Source organism: Streptococcus parasanguinis (genome assembly GCF_964238605.1).
Taxonomy (GTDB): Bacteria; Bacillota; Bacilli; order Lactobacillales; family Streptococcaceae; genus Streptococcus; species Streptococcus parasanguinis_AJ.
In genome coordinates, this window is the sequence record NZ_CAXSMM010000002.1 from 37,360 (window position 1) to 51,898 (window position 14,539).

The 14,539-nt window shown below is 42.3% G+C and carries 12 protein-coding genes; 9 read left to right on the forward strand and 3 right to left on the reverse strand.

Translation table 11 applies throughout. From position 1 onward, the window contains the following. Nucleotides 1-19 precede the first annotated feature (19 nt). From ACESR9_RS02200 to ACESR9_RS02240, 9 genes are all read left to right on the forward strand, one after another. Nucleotides 20-715 carry a YwaF family protein gene (locus ACESR9_RS02200; RefSeq protein WP_373105320.1) on the forward strand — a complete coding sequence of 232 codons (696 nt, stop codon included), beginning with the start codon at nucleotides 20-22 and terminating at the stop codon, nucleotides 713-715. A 25-nt stretch (nucleotides 716-740) separates the two neighbouring features. Beyond that, complete coding sequence (locus ACESR9_RS02205) at nucleotides 741-1,427, forward strand: YwaF family protein (RefSeq protein ID WP_373105321.1); 687 nt, start codon at nucleotides 741-743, stop codon at nucleotides 1,425-1,427. Nucleotides 1,428-1,440: 13 nt separating this feature from the next. Next, complete coding sequence (locus ACESR9_RS02210) at nucleotides 1,441-2,121, forward strand: YwaF family protein (protein ID WP_003006294.1); 681 nt, start codon at nucleotides 1,441-1,443, stop codon at nucleotides 2,119-2,121. A gap of 58 nt (nucleotides 2,122-2,179) precedes the next feature. Then, nucleotides 2,180-4,105, forward strand: coding sequence for a DUF2207 family protein (locus ACESR9_RS02215; protein ID WP_373105322.1), 1,926 nt, complete (start codon nucleotides 2,180-2,182; stop codon nucleotides 4,103-4,105). Nucleotides 4,106-4,290: 185 nt separating this feature from the next. Beyond that, nucleotides 4,291-5,838: a peptide chain release factor 3 gene (locus ACESR9_RS02220; RefSeq protein WP_003012237.1), complete on the forward strand. Its 1,548-nt coding sequence runs from the start codon at nucleotides 4,291-4,293 to the stop codon at nucleotides 5,836-5,838. A gap of 79 nt (nucleotides 5,839-5,917) precedes the next feature. Continuing rightward, the gene (locus tag ACESR9_RS02225) at nucleotides 5,918-6,298 is read left to right on the forward strand and encodes a PH domain-containing protein (RefSeq protein WP_003015210.1); all 381 of its coding nucleotides are present in this window, start codon (nucleotides 5,918-5,920) and stop codon (nucleotides 6,296-6,298) included. 40 nt (nucleotides 6,299-6,338) lie between these two features. Further along, nucleotides 6,339-7,247 (forward strand): magnesium transporter CorA family protein, encoded by a 909-nt coding sequence (locus ACESR9_RS02230; RefSeq protein WP_070666301.1) that lies wholly within the window; start codon nucleotides 6,339-6,341, stop codon nucleotides 7,245-7,247. Between the two features lie 803 nt (nucleotides 7,248-8,050). Beyond that, nucleotides 8,051-9,622 (forward strand): degradosome RNA helicase CshA, encoded by a 1,572-nt coding sequence (gene cshA, locus ACESR9_RS02235; protein ID WP_373105324.1) that lies wholly within the window; start codon nucleotides 8,051-8,053, stop codon nucleotides 9,620-9,622. 352 nt (nucleotides 9,623-9,974) lie between these two features. Continuing rightward, a complete protein-coding gene (locus ACESR9_RS02240; RefSeq protein WP_195422901.1) occupies nucleotides 9,975-10,868 on the forward strand; it encodes an aldose 1-epimerase family protein in 894 nt (297 codons plus the stop codon). Between the two features lie 16 nt (nucleotides 10,869-10,884). Here the strand turns inward: ACESR9_RS02240 and ACESR9_RS02245 are convergent, their stop codons facing one another. The 3 genes from ACESR9_RS02245 to ACESR9_RS02255 all read right to left on the reverse strand — a co-directional run bounded on the left by ACESR9_RS02245 (nucleotide 10,885) and on the right by ACESR9_RS02255 (nucleotide 14,458). Beyond that, a complete protein-coding gene (locus ACESR9_RS02245) occupies nucleotides 10,885-11,148 on the reverse strand; it encodes a GIY-YIG nuclease family protein (RefSeq protein WP_004219743.1) in 264 nt (87 codons plus the stop codon). Then, nucleotides 11,138-11,884, reverse strand: coding sequence for a tRNA1(Val) (adenine(37)-N6)-methyltransferase (locus tag ACESR9_RS02250; protein WP_021152863.1), 747 nt, complete (start codon nucleotides 11,882-11,884; stop codon nucleotides 11,138-11,140). The genes ACESR9_RS02245 and ACESR9_RS02250 overlap by 11 nt, the downstream gene beginning before the upstream one ends. Before the next feature lie 234 nt (nucleotides 11,885-12,118). Continuing rightward, entirely contained in the window at nucleotides 12,119-14,458 is a 2,340-nt protein-coding gene (locus ACESR9_RS02255) for a cation-translocating P-type ATPase (RefSeq protein WP_373105326.1), read from the reverse strand. Nucleotides 14,459-14,539: the final 81 nt, after the last annotated feature.

Consider the following 14,539-nt stretch of genomic DNA (forward strand, 5'->3'; position numbering starts at 1 on the left):
AAATTAAAGGGATATAAACATGACACTTTGGGATTTATTGTTTACGAATCAAAAATCAGCCCCGCCTGAATTTGGACTCTGGTATTTCATTCTGCCAGCTTCTTTGTTGGTGGTTGGCTACTTTTCTATCAAATATGCGCAGTCAAAAAGCTACCAACGCTTTTGGTATTGGGCACAGTTGATCCAAGTCTTGACCATCAATGCTTGGTATATTTTCGCCCACATGCCTCTGACAGATAATTTGCCTTTTTATCATTGTCGCTTGGCCATGCTTGCGATCCTCTTTGCCCCGAGAGGAACCTATATCAAGCAATATTTTGCTCTCTTGGGAGTTTTGGGATCGATTGCGGCCTTGGTTTATCCGGCCTTTGACCCCTTCCCATTCCCCCATATTACTGTGCTCAATCTGATTTTTAGTCACTGGGCCTTGTTTGCCAATAGTTTGATTTACCTGCAAGATTTTTATCAGTCGGAAAAGCAAGACAGCCTACGAATTGTTAAGATCACCTTTGGCATGAATGCCGTCATCTTTTTGGTCAACCTTTTGACCAGTGGAGATTACGGCTTCTTAAAGCGTCCACCAATCATTGGAGACCACGGTGCTCTCTTGAACTACCTCTTGGTCAGCATCGTGATGGTGGCTGGTATTTGCTTGGTCAACCAGCGCTACAAATACAAGATGGTCGAAGAGAGTATCGTTTCGCGTTCAGAATAAAAAGAGCAGATAAGGGAAAGAAATCATGACACTTTGGGACTTATTTTTCACCAGTCAACCAACGGCCCCTCCTCAATTGGGGGTCTGGTATTTCTTATTGCCGACTTCATTAGTGGTAGTGGGAGTTCTGTCCATTCGATTTGCTCACTCTAAAGGCTACCAAAACTTTTGGTATTGGGGGCAGTTGATCCAGCTGCTCATCATCAACTCTTGGTATCTAGCTGCTCGCTTGCCTCTTTCAGAGAGTCTTCCCTTCTATCATAGCCGGCTGGCCATGTGGATCATTCTTTTGGCGCCCAAGGGCAGCTTCAAACAATATTTTGCCCTCGTGGGGGTCTTTGGCTCCACTATGGCCTTGGTTCATCCTATTTTTTATCCCTACCCTTTTCCTCACGTTTCCTCGATCAACAATGTCTTTGGTCACTGGGCTCTCCTGGCCAACTGTTTGATCTATCTGGTTCAATCCTACCAGGTGGAAGAAGGGGCTGTTTGGAAGATCTGTCAGATGACGTTTGGGGTCAATGCCATTATTCAGCTTGCGAATCTCGCAACGGGTGGAAACTACGGCTTTATGCGTCGCCCACCTGTGATCGGTGACCATGGCCTTGTGCTCAACTATTTGATCGTGACAGTTCTCATGACGGGGACACTGATTTTCATCAATATTATCGTTCAGTACAGTAAGAAAAGAAGAATACCTAAATCTGTTTAAATAAGGAGATTTTATGCATCATTTTTTCACTACAGAATCAACAGCACCACCAGCAATCTCAGCACTTTGGTATAGTGTGATGGTCTTGTTCGTTGTGACAGCGATTATGATGTCACTTCGCTATTATCAGAATGAGCAATTTCGCAAGTGCTTTCAATACTTACAAGGCTTCCAGTTAATTTGCTTGTATCTTTGGTATTTTGCCTACCACATTCCTTGGTCCAATAGCTTACCATTTTATCATTGCCGCTTGGCCATGTTTGCGGTCTTGTTTTTACCAGACCGATGGAAAAGCAAACAGTTCTTTGCTTTGATGGGAGTGAGTGGAGCCATCTTTGCCTTGGGTTATCCAGTCTTTGATCCCTACACTTTCCCTCATATTACGAGTTTTTCTTTCCTCCTCGGACATTACTGTCTCCTCATCAATTCCTTGATTTATCTCTTGAGATGGTATGATCGAAACCTCTTAAAAAATAGTCAGATTGTTCTCTATACCTTTGCCTTAGATTTATTCCTGGTTGGAGTCAATCAATTGACGGGAGGAAATTACGGCTTGATGGCTCGCCCTCCGATTATGAGAGGGGATAAGGTGTGGCTCAACTATCTGGTTGTATCCAGTATTTTAGCCCTTGCTTTATTACTCTTTAATCAGTTCTTCAGTCGCAGAAGTGAGCGGGTGAAAGTGAGAAAATAACAAGTAGGAAGGTTGGGACATCTTGGTCTCAACCCTGTTTTATATTAAAGGAGAATATATGAAGCGTTTCTTGCTAATGATTTCCCTCATTTGGAGTTTGGTTTGTACAATCACGATCGCACATGCAGATGATGAAGTTCGCTATTCGATTGAATCCTATGTAGGACACCTCCAATTGCAGGAAGATAGCCAAGCAACATTTACACAAGAGATTACCTATCAGTTTCAGACAGGCTATCATGGTCAATATGTGACCTTAGGAAGCGCTGATCCTCTTCCAAAAGGGTTTAAGATTCATCGTCATCCTGAAGTGGAAGCCTATGTGGATGGGGAAAAACGTGAGATTCGTGTAGAGGAGACAGACCTGGAAGATGGTCGGCAATTAAAAATATACAATGCCCGTATCGTCGGAGGAACGGTCAAGATCAAAGTAAAATGGAAGATTGATCATCTCTTGACTTTCTACAAGGATATTGCAGAACTGAATTGGTTTCCTATTTCAGATGGAGATGAGAAAGTCGCGAAATTAGATTTTTATGTGGATGGCTTGGATGCCAAGCAGGGAAAACTGTATGCCCATACTGGTTACTTTAATCCACCAGCCCAAGTCGAACGGACTGCAACTGGTTATCATATTTGGACAAAGGATTTTCCCAAAAATGGCAAGCTCGAACTGCATGGCTATTGGCCAATGTCAGAGGCCCTGCGTCGAGACCAAGCAAATGAGATTAACAAGGGAAATGGAAAAGAGAAATTTCTCAAAAAAGAAAAATCCATTGAACAAAAAACATTCTTTTATCGGACCCTTCTACTCAAGGTTGTTCCAATTGTATCGATTCTTTTATTTATCTTAGCTTTCATTCCCTGGATCCGGTATTTTATCAGTACCAGAACTCGTCGGATTGCAAAAGGAGTACGATTATACGAACCACCACAGAATTTACCTCCTTTTGTCCTAGCTAAGGCACTGTATCAACTTGATTTTGAACGGATGGTGATGTCTAGAGAGAAGGGGCAACTAAAATTTAATCATCTCATCCAGGCAACCATGTTAGATCTTATTGATCGAGGAAATCTTCGGTTGACTAGGGATGAAAATGGGGAAACCTTGACCTGTCTCCATTATGAAGGCTTGGCTGATTTTGAATTAAAGTTTATTGAAATGATTTTTGATCAAGAATCTGCAATCAATATCAGTGAGGTATTCTCAAAGTATAAAATTGATAAAGTAGCCCTAAAAAAAGACTTTCGAGCTGCTAAATCAGACACCCAACGAGACCGTATTCGAAAGGTCGGAAATGACGTTCAATCACTGTTAAAAAAAGATGCCCAGCAATTGTCAAAAGGTGTAGAGAAGGAGATTGCGAAATTAGGATTGCCTTCTTATTTTAGAGACTTATCTGAAAAAGAAGAAGCTTTTTCAAAAACAGGCTGTGCCTTACATTTTTGGCTCTTACTGATCTTATTTGTGAGCATGTGTTTCTTATCTTTTGGATTTGGTTCCCACCTATCTTCCTTCTATTTTTGGATGATTGTATTGTTGGTCGTTCTCTTCATTCCATTTTATATTCTTGTGAAAATTCGCGAAGAACATCTCCAATCCTTAGAAAACTTGGATGCACAATTTGAATGGATGGCCTTTCGAAATATGATCGAAAGTATTCCAAATTTCAAGCAAGCGGAACTGGAGAGTGTTGTTCTATGGAATCGTATCCTAGTCTATGCAACTATGTATGGTCAAGCTAAAAAAGTGAGTCAGGTACTCAAAAATCATCAGATTTCCTTACCATATGAGGATTGGGATGCTGTTGTTTGGATAACGACCTCTTCAAATTCCTTCCTAGACGGCTCTACCTTGATGAGTTATGCAGATGATTCCTATAGCGTTTCAAGCTTCTCTACTAACTCCTCAGATGGCAGTGGCGGTTTTGACGGCGGTGGCTTTTCTGATGGTGGCGGTGGCGGAGGATTTGGAGCCTTCTAACAGTCATGATAAGAGGACTAGAATCGACGGATTTTGGTCTTTCTTTTTGCTCTCAAAGAAGAATCATCGTTGAAAAAAGTGCCTATTTTCGCTATAATAGGACAGATAGAGAAATTGAGGAGAAATCCGATGTAGAGATGAATTTATAAATTTATCAAAAAATAAGAAGAGAAAGAATTAGGAACATGAACGTACAAGAAGAAATTAAAAAACGCCGTACCTTTGCCATCATCTCCCACCCGGATGCTGGTAAAACGACGATTACTGAGCAATTGCTTTACTTTGGTGGGGAAATTCGAGAAGCTGGTACCGTAAAAGGAAAGAAAACAGGAAACTTTGCTAAATCTGACTGGATGGACATCGAGAAACAACGTGGGATTTCGGTAACCTCATCTGTCATGCAGTTTGACTACGATGGCAAGCGCGTTAATATCCTAGATACCCCAGGGCACGAGGACTTCTCAGAAGATACTTACCGGACCTTGATGGCGGTGGATGCCGCGGTTATGGTCGTAGACTCTGCCAAGGGTATCGAGGCTCAAACCAAGAAACTGTTTGAGGTTGTGAAACACCGTGGCATTCCAGTCTTTACCTTTATGAACAAGCTGGACCGTGACGGTCGCGAGCCACTGGACCTCTTGCAAGAATTGGAAGAAGTCTTGGGCATCGCTAGTTACCCAATGAACTGGCCGATCGGGATGGGGAAAGCCTTTGAGGGTCTTTACGACCTTTATAACCAACGCTTGGAACTCTACAAAGGGGATGAACGCTTTGCCAGTCTAGAAGATGGAGACAAGCTCTTTGCCAACAATCCATTCTACGAGCAGGTGAAAGACGATATCGAACTCTTGCAAGAAGCCGGAAATGAATTTTCAGAAGAAGCTATCCTTGCGGGTGAATTAACACCAGTCTTCTTTGGATCCGCTTTGACGAACTTTGGTGTACAGACTTTCTTGGAAACCTTCCTCAAGTTTGCTCCAGAACCACATGGCCACAAGAAGACCGATGGAGAAATGGTCGATCCTTACGACAAGGATTTCTCAGGCTTTGTCTTTAAAATCCAAGCCAACATGGACCCTCGCCACCGTGACCGGATTGCCTTTGTGCGGATCGTATCGGGTGAATTTGAGCGTGGGATGAGCGTCAACCTGCCTCGTACTGGTAAGGGCGCTAAGCTATCAAATGTCACCCAGTTTATGGCCGAAAGCCGTGAGAATGTTAGCAATGCTGTAGCAGGAGACATCATCGGGGTTTACGATACTGGTACTTATCAGGTTGGAGATACGCTGACAGTTGGTAAAAATAAGTTCGAATTTGAACCACTGCCAACCTTTACCCCTGAAATCTTCATGAAGGTGTCTGCCAAGAACGTTATGAAGCAAAAATCCTTCCACAAAGGGATTGAGCAATTGGTGCAAGAAGGAGCTATCCAGCTCTATACCAACTATCAAACAGGTGAATACATGTTGGGTGCCGTTGGTCAATTGCAGTTTGAAGTCTTTAAGCACCGGATGGAAAATGAATACAATGCCGAAGTGGTCATGAGCCCAATGGGTAAAAAGACCGTTCGCTGGATCAAACCAGAAGACTTAGATGAGCGCATGTCTTCAAGCCGAAATATCTTGGCTAAGGACCGCTTTGACCAACCTGTCTTCCTCTTTGAAAACGACTTTGCCCTCCGCTGGTTTGCGGATAAGTATCCAGACGTTGAGCTGGAAGAAAAAATGGGGTAAGGAACTTTTCAAAACTGATCCATAACAAAAAAAATAAGAAAACGAAAATCTATCCGTTTTCGCTTATAAAGGAGAAATGATGGGATTACTAAGTGGTTTGATGGGCAATGCCTCTCAAAAGAATGTTGATAAAGTAGAAAGAGATCTGGAAGATATCTTGGTGCCGGGAGAGCAAGTCACACTTGCTTTTAGCTTGATTCGTGATTTAATCGTCTTTACAGAGTTTCGTTTGATCTTGGTGGATAAGCAAGGAGTAACAGGGAAGAAAACGTCCTACAAATCCCTTCCTTATCGCTCTATCTCTCGATTTTCCGTTGAAACTTCCGGTCATTTTGATTTGGATGCCGAATTAAAAATCTGGGTCTCTTCAGCAGTGGAACCTTCAGAAGTTTTACAATTCAAGAGTGACAACAGTGTCATTGAAATCCAGCAAGCATTAGCCAGTGCGGTCTTTAAATAAAAAATCATGTTGATAGAGAACAGTTGAGAAAGGAGACGGAATGTTTATCGATAAACAATTGGGTCAAGATCGGAAATGGATCAATATCGACTCGGATTTGATTGCTGAAAATTCATATCTTTATAAAAAATACGATATTGACAAAGAAACCATTGAGTACGCGATGGATAAGAACGAACGTGCCCATATGGATTACAATCGAGAAAACGGAACGATCACCTTTATCTACAATGTATTGGATTTAGAAAAGGACAAGGAATACTACGAAACCATCCCCATGACCTTTATCGTTCAAGATACGCGACTCGTCACCATCAGTAACCAAGACAATGCCTATATCATTGAACAAATGGTTCGTTATTTGGAAAGCCATGAGGAGCTGTCGATCTATAAGTTGCTTTTTGCAGGTCTTGAAATGATCAGTAATGCTTATTATCCGATTATTGATCGCTTAGATAAGCACAAAGATGAACTCAATCGTTTGCTTCGAAAGACAACGACGACAAAGAATCTTTATGCCCTGTCTGACCTTGAGACCGGTATGGTGTATCTGGTCGCGGCAGCCAAGCAAAATCGGATGTTGCTAGAACATATCAAAGCACATGTCATTTATCGCAGGATGAATGATGTTGAAAAAGAGCAGTTTGATGATGCCATGATCGAAGCGCGTCAGTTGGTTTCAATGACCGAGTTGATTTCCAATGTCTTACAGCAGTTGTCTGGATCATACAACAATATCCTAAACAACAACTTGAATGACAACTTGACAACCCTAACCATTTTTGAAGCCTTGTTGGCGGTCTTAGCCGTTATCACCGGTTTCTTCGGAATGAATATCCCTCTTCCTATGACAGAGGATCCCAATGCTTGGATCTATGTATCCCTATGTAGCTTTATATTATGGCTCATTTTGGCAAAGGTCATGCGGTGGATTGTGAAAAAAAGATAAAAAAAGAGGCTTGGAGAAATCCGAGCCTCTTCGTATCTAGAATAATCTGAGAAATAGGAACCATCTAGACACCTGCCCTCCTCTCCAAAGAAGGGGCAGTGTGAATAGTTCATCGACTGTACAAAATCTTCTTGGAAATAGTAGGAGTAGATTTAATAGTACTGAGTGGTTCTAAATAAATCAGAACGTAGAATAAATCGTTGAATCAGATAAAATGATCCTATTTCTTTATACAGAAATATTTTAGATACTAACTGTATTATACATATTTATTTGTAAAAACGCAAGATAAGAGTTACCAAAAAATAAAAGTTTTCCGATTTTTTTATACTCCTATGATGAAGTATATGAAATGCTTACAAGAAGAAAACCAGTCCTGTCTAGGTTTAGGGGCGTTTTTATAATCTTAAGCTATCTAGGATTTTTTTCCTAAAAAATAAAATTAGTCTCCTGTGACTATCATTTACCTCTTCATTGTGTTATACTAGATAGGTTGCAAACTTGTATGAGAGAAATGGTGGGGAGGCAGAACAGATGGAAGGATTCTGTTCGAAAGAAGACTCCCGCAAGAAGGATCTTGTTGCCTGTTTGTTTGAAAAACAATTCCAGTCAGCAACATCCGTTAGGACGCAAAACATTTTTCTCTAAAGAAAATGTAGTCCATAACAGACCGACTAGTTTTTCTTTAGATGAGTCTTGCGACAGGTGACCAGGAAGGTGACTTCCTATGCAATCAGTGCGTTTTCGCATTGAAAGAAGTTTGATAAAGTGGCTTCGCACCACTTTTTAGAAAGAAGAAAGAATTGAAATTCAACGAATTTAACTTGTCTGCTGCATTATTAGCAGAAATCGAAAAAGCTGGCTTTGTAGAAGCAAGCCCCATCCAAGAACAAACTATTCCTTTGGCCCTTGAAGGAAAAGATGTCATCGGTCAAGCGCAAACAGGGACTGGTAAAACAGCTGCTTTCGGTCTTCCAACGTTGGAGAAGATTGATGTCGATAATACAGTGATCCAAGCCCTTGTCATTGCTCCAACGCGTGAATTGGCCGTTCAAAGTCAGGAAGAATTGTTCCGCTTTGGACGCAGTAAGGGTGTTAAGGTTCGCTCTGTCTATGGTGGATCAAGCATTGAAAAGCAAATTAAAGCTTTGAAGTCAGGTGCTCACATCGTTGTGGGAACACCTGGACGTTTGCTAGATTTGATCAAGCGCAAGGCCTTGAAGCTCGATCATATTGAAACCTTGATCCTGGATGAAGCAGATGAAATGCTCAACATGGGCTTCTTGGAAGATATCGAAGCCATCATTAGCCGTGTTCCAGAAACACGCCAAACCTTGCTCTTTTCAGCAACGATGCCAGAAGCCATCAAACGCATCGGTGTGCAGTTTATGAAAGAGCCAGAACACGTTAAGATTGCGGCCAAAGAATTGACAACCGATTTGGTCGATCAATACTATATTCGTGTCAAAGAAGGCGAAAAATTTGATACCATGACTCGATTGATGGATGTCGAGCAACCTGAACTTGCCATCGTCTTTGGTCGGACAAAACGCCGGGTTGATGAATTGACTCGTGGCTTGAAGATTCGTGGTTTCCGGGCAGAAGGAATTCACGGAGATTTGGATCAAAACAAACGTCTCCGAGTCCTTCGTGACTTTAAAAATGGGAACTTGGACGTCTTAGTAGCAACAGACGTTGCGGCACGTGGCTTGGATATTTCAGGTGTTACCCATGTCTACAACTACGATATCCCACAAGATCCAGAAAGCTATGTTCACCGGATCGGACGGACAGGTCGTGCTGGGAAAACAGGGCAATCCATTACTTTTGTATCGCCAAATGAAATGGGCTATTTGCAAATCATTGAGAACTTGACCAAAAAGCGGATGAAGGGAATGAAACCTGCAACAGCAGAAGAAGCCTTCCAAGCGAAAAAACAAGTAGCGCTGAAGAAAATTGAGCGAGACTTTGAAGATGAAAAAATCCGGACCAACTTTGAGAAGTTTGGTAAGGATGCTCGCAAATTGGCTGCAGAATTCACTCCTGAAGAATTGGCTATGTATATTTTGAGCTTGACCGTTCAAGATCCAGACAGCCTTCCAGAAGTTGAAATTGCGCGTGAAAAACCATTGCCATTTAAACCATCCGGTGGTGGCTTTGGTGGGAAAGGCAAAGGGGGCCGTGGAAATAGCCGTCGTGGAGACCAACGCCGTGATCGAAATCGCAGAGATGACCGTGAAGGTGGACGCCGTGATTTCAAACGCAAGTCCAATAAAAATAGCCGAGACTTTGAAGGTAAAGGCAACAAACGTCCTCATCGTACTTCTAATGAAAAGAAAAATGGATTTGTCATCCGCAACAAAGGGGATAAATAAGTCCTAAAGACGGTCTAGCAATAGGCCGTTTTTTTAATGAAAATCAAAAATACAAGGGTTAACTAGCTGTTAACCCTTGTATATTTATAAGGAGACCTAATTGATAACTGACTCTTTTAGAAAAAATGTATCATGATAAGGAGCATCCTAAAAAAGTCAGAAAACAGAAAGAATGAATTCCTAAAACGGAATATTTCTGTTAACATATTAAGTCTACAATTATTTCCAAGCCTTGTCAAGGATTTTTTCTTATTTTTTTAAAATTTTTGACTAGAAAAATAAAAATTGACAATCTCTTCTAAAAGGTTATAATGAATATAATAACTATACTAATTAAAAAGAGGTGTCGCCCATGGTGATTGCATTAAAAAATGATGATCTAGAAGTACAATTTAAGACATTTGGTGGGGAATTGAGCTCCATTCGAAGTAAGGAAGGCATAGAATATCTCTGGCAGGGAGATCCAGAGTATTGGTCAGGACAAGCGCCGGTTCTGTTTCCGATTTGCGGGAGTGTTCGTAATGGCCAAGTGCAGTATCATCTAAAAGATGGAGTGAAGACAGGCCAGCTTCCAAGACACGGCCTCATTCGCAAGAGAGAGTTTGAACTCAAAGAACAAACAGACCATCGTCTTGTCTTTGAAATCACCTCTAACGACGAGAGCTTACAAAATTATCCCTACCATTTTCGAGTGGAAATCGATTATGAATTGAAAGGGAAAGAGATCACCATCACCTATCGCGTGCAAAATTTAGAGTCAGATCAAGTCATGCCTTATTTCATTGGAGGGCATCCAGCCTTTCGTTGTCCCCTTTTAACAGATGAAGACTATGAAGACTACGAGTTGATTTTTGAAAAAGAAGAAAGTTGTAGCGTTCCTCTCTTGTTCACAGAAACCGGTTTGGTTGATCGCCTGCAGCGGACGCCATTTTTAGACCATAGTCGTAGGCTACCTTTGCGCCATGAACTGTTTGAAAAAGACGCCATTATTTTAGATCAATTAGCCTCTAAATCTGTGCAGCTCCTCTCGAAAAAATCTGGTAAAGGTTTGGAATTTGCCTTTGCAGATTTTGAGAATCTCGTCCTTTGGTCTACCAATAACAAGGGGCCTTTCATTGCCTTAGAGCCTTGGACGGGTATTTCCACATCTGCAGAAGAGGGCGATTTCTTCGAAGATAAAAAAGGTGTGATCCAGTTGGCTCCTCAAGAAACACGGAGTCACCAGTACCGTATCACCATTTTGTAAATGAAAAACCGTTGGACTATGGAGTCCGACGGTTCTTTTTGATATAGTTTAGCTTAGCTTGGCGTGATTTCTTTTTAAAGAGAGCCTCGGCAGACATAGCAGAGGGTTTATCTGGATAGGATTCTTGGTAGAGAAGTTTAACGGGTAGGCGAGCCCGTGTGTATTTGGCACCTTTTCCAGCATTGTGCGTCTTTAGGCGTTTTTCGACATCTGTGGTGTAGCCAGTGTAGAGGGAGCCATCCGCACACTCTAGGACATACATGTAAGCCTTAGTTTCCATAGTAGATCTCATGAATCTCGTCTGTATAGCTGCCATCTTCATTGTGGATAAAGAGGGGAGGCAGAATTTTTAAACCATCCAGTGAGCCATCCTTGATCGCCTCAATCAATAACATATTCGCCTCTTTGGTCACTTTGGGATAGACAAACTGGATCCGCTTGGGTGCAAGATTGTATCGTTTCATAGTTTCGATGATATCTAAAAAGCGATCTGGACGATGGACCATCGCTAAGCGACCATTTGATTTGAGAACCCGCTGAGCCACATGGCAAATCTCATCTAAATTGGTGGTAATCTCATGCCGAGCTAAGAGGTAGTGTTCACTCTCATTGAGATTGGAATGCTCATCCACCTTGAAATAAGGAGGATTGCAGAGGATGATATCCACCTTACTCCCCTTGATATGTTGAGGCAAATGCTTGAGGTCATCAGTGATCATAGACATTTGCTGGTTCAAGCCATTGAGGGCAATGGAGCGGGTAGCCATATCCGCCAAACGTTCCTGAATCTCAACACCAATGATCTGGGCCTCTGTCCGAGTGCTTGCAAAGAGTCCCACAGCCCCATTTCCAGCGCAGAGATCTACGATCAAGCCCCGCTTGGGCAATTTTGGAAAGCGTGAGAGGAGGACGCTATCCACGGAGTAACTAAAGACTTCCCGATTTTGTATGATTTTCACATCACTTGAAAAGAGTTGATTGACGCGCTCGCCGTCTTTTAATTCGATATCTGTCATGGCTCTATTATAGCATGAAAAGAGGCTTGGGGAAAGATCGATAGAACATAAAAAGAGGCTGGAACAAAAGTCCTAGCCTCTCAATTATTTTTGGATTGTCGATCAAGACGCAGTGGTTGAGTGGGCTCTACTACGCTGATTTCATCAGCTTTTACAGCCCTACTCAACTGTGCGGAGGTGGGACGACGAAATCGAATTCTAACGAATTACCGATTTCTGTCCCACTCTCTTTTTTTAATCAAATTCATATTTTTGGAGAATTGTAGTGAGGATAAAGACTCCTGTAAAGATGGCCATCAATGCCAGATAAACTGGGAAAGTAGTGGCTGTAAGGAGGGAAATCTCGATCAAGTTTTTCAACACGACCGCAGATGCGTAGAATCCTACTACAGAGAAGACGATGAGGAGGGCCCGCCAGATATTTAGTGGCAGGCAAGCACGGATAACGGATAGGAAACCGATGGATCCAAGTAAGTAGTAGGATACAGTAGACATATCGGCTGCAGACCAACCATGGCTTGCTCCCCAAAGGCGAATAAACAAGACACTAAAGACGACCATCAAGGCGCTTGGTAAGGCTAACAGAAGGGAACGTCTCAAGAAGTGTTTTTCAACAGGTTTGATATTGCGTTCAAAGGTCAACACAAATGGTGGGAATCCTTCGACGAATTGGTCGATAAGGGTGATTTGAATAGGGATGAAAGGGAAAATCAGCAAATAGTTGACGTTAAAGAAGAGAGCACTAGCAATACAGATGATAGCCAAGAGGAAGGAATAGATCGTTTTGATAAAGAAGATTGGAGCAATTCGTCCAATGTTATTCACCACACGACGGCCTTCAAAAAGAATTTCTGGAACGTCATTAAAGTCAGAGTTCAAAAGAACAATATTGGCAATTTGACGGGTTGCTGGATCCCCCTCAGCCATCACGATGGAGCAGTCTGCTTCGCGAAGAGCAAGTATATCATTGACCCCATCTCCTGTCATAGCAGTCGTCCGACCAGCTGCTTTCAAGGTTTGGATAAGCAGTTTTTTCTGGTGAGGAGACACGCGCCCAAAGATAGCTGTTTCTTCTGCTTGATCCACTAATTGATCATCAGAAATTTTTGAACAATCGATGTAGTTCTCATAATTTTTGAAGCCAGCTTGTTGAGCGATATAAGAGACCGTCACAGGGTTATCACCGGAGATGATTTTGAGATCCACTCCTTGAGAGCGCAAATACTCAAGAGTATCTGAAGCCCCTTCACGAATGGGGTCTGTAATCTCAATAACTGCAATCCCTTCAAGATTTTCAGGCAGTTTCAATTCCTGCATGCTGATCAGTTCTGAACTGTGAGCCAAGACGAGCACGCGCGATCCACGAGCTTGTGCTTCGACGACAGCAGCTGGATTTTCTTTAAGGAGCATTTCAGGAGCACCGAGAAAGACAGTTCCAAGATTAGATAGGTGCATGGCTCCCCATTTCCGATCACTTGAGAAAGGAATAATGTTTTCCGCAGTATAAGCATGCTCCAACTCCCCATAAGCCTTGCGAATAGCTTGAGCAGTAGGATTGGTGTCCTCGCTATATTGCATGTAAGCAGAGAGAATGACCTGGATCGTCTGTTCCGAAAAATGATCCGATAAGCTATGGAGAGATTCGACTGTCATCTTCCCTTGAGTGATGGTACCGGTCTTATCTAGACACAAGGTATCCACACGCGCCAGGGTTTCTACTGAGTACATTTCTTGGACAAGAACCTTGCGCATACCGAGCTTAATAACCGCTGTCAAAAGAGACGTAACCGTCAGTAGGGCAATTCCTTTTGGCAACATTCCCAAGAGAGCTGTGGAAGAATTCACGACAGAATCTTTGATTGGCAGCATCTTGATCAACAGTGCTTCAAAGAAGAGGGCAAGGCCAAATGGGATGATAATTTTACCAGTGAAGCTTGAAATTTTCGCTAAGTTATAAAGAATACGCGAATTGATAGGCTTCAAGGTTTTAGCTTCCATCATCAGTTTGTTGGCATAGTTGTTTGCTCCAACTCGCTTGACACGGGCATAGACTTGACCACTGGCAATATAACTACCAGAAAGCAGTTCATCACCAACTTCTTTTAAGACCAGATCACTCTCACCAGTCAGCATAGCTTCATTGGCTTCAGCGATACCAGACATGACTTCGGCATCACTAGGGATCTGCTCACCCGAAGATAAGAGCATTAAATCACCTAGAACAAGCTTTTCTGGTGGAATCGCATCTTTTTCCCCGTCTCGAATGACAGTCACTAGCTCACGACTCATGAGGTTGAGCTTATCAATCATCCGTTTAGCGCGCATCTCGGTCATGATCCCTGTAATGGCATTGAAGCAAATGACTGCGAAAAAGATCATATTGCTCCATGCCTGTACAGCAGCCAAGGCCACAGCAATCACAAAGTTTAAGGTATTAAACAAGGTGAAGACGTTGCGCTTGATAATTTGCCAGGTACTGGTACTTGTATTCGTTGTAAAATCATTGGTTTGTCCGCGATCCATTTTCTTGCGGACTTCACTGAGGGACAAGCCCTTTAAATCAATAGTTTCCATAGACAATATGATATCATTTTTTTGAGAAAAAGACTATCTAGAATCGGTCCGCTGAGACAATTTTTATCTAAAAAAGGTTTG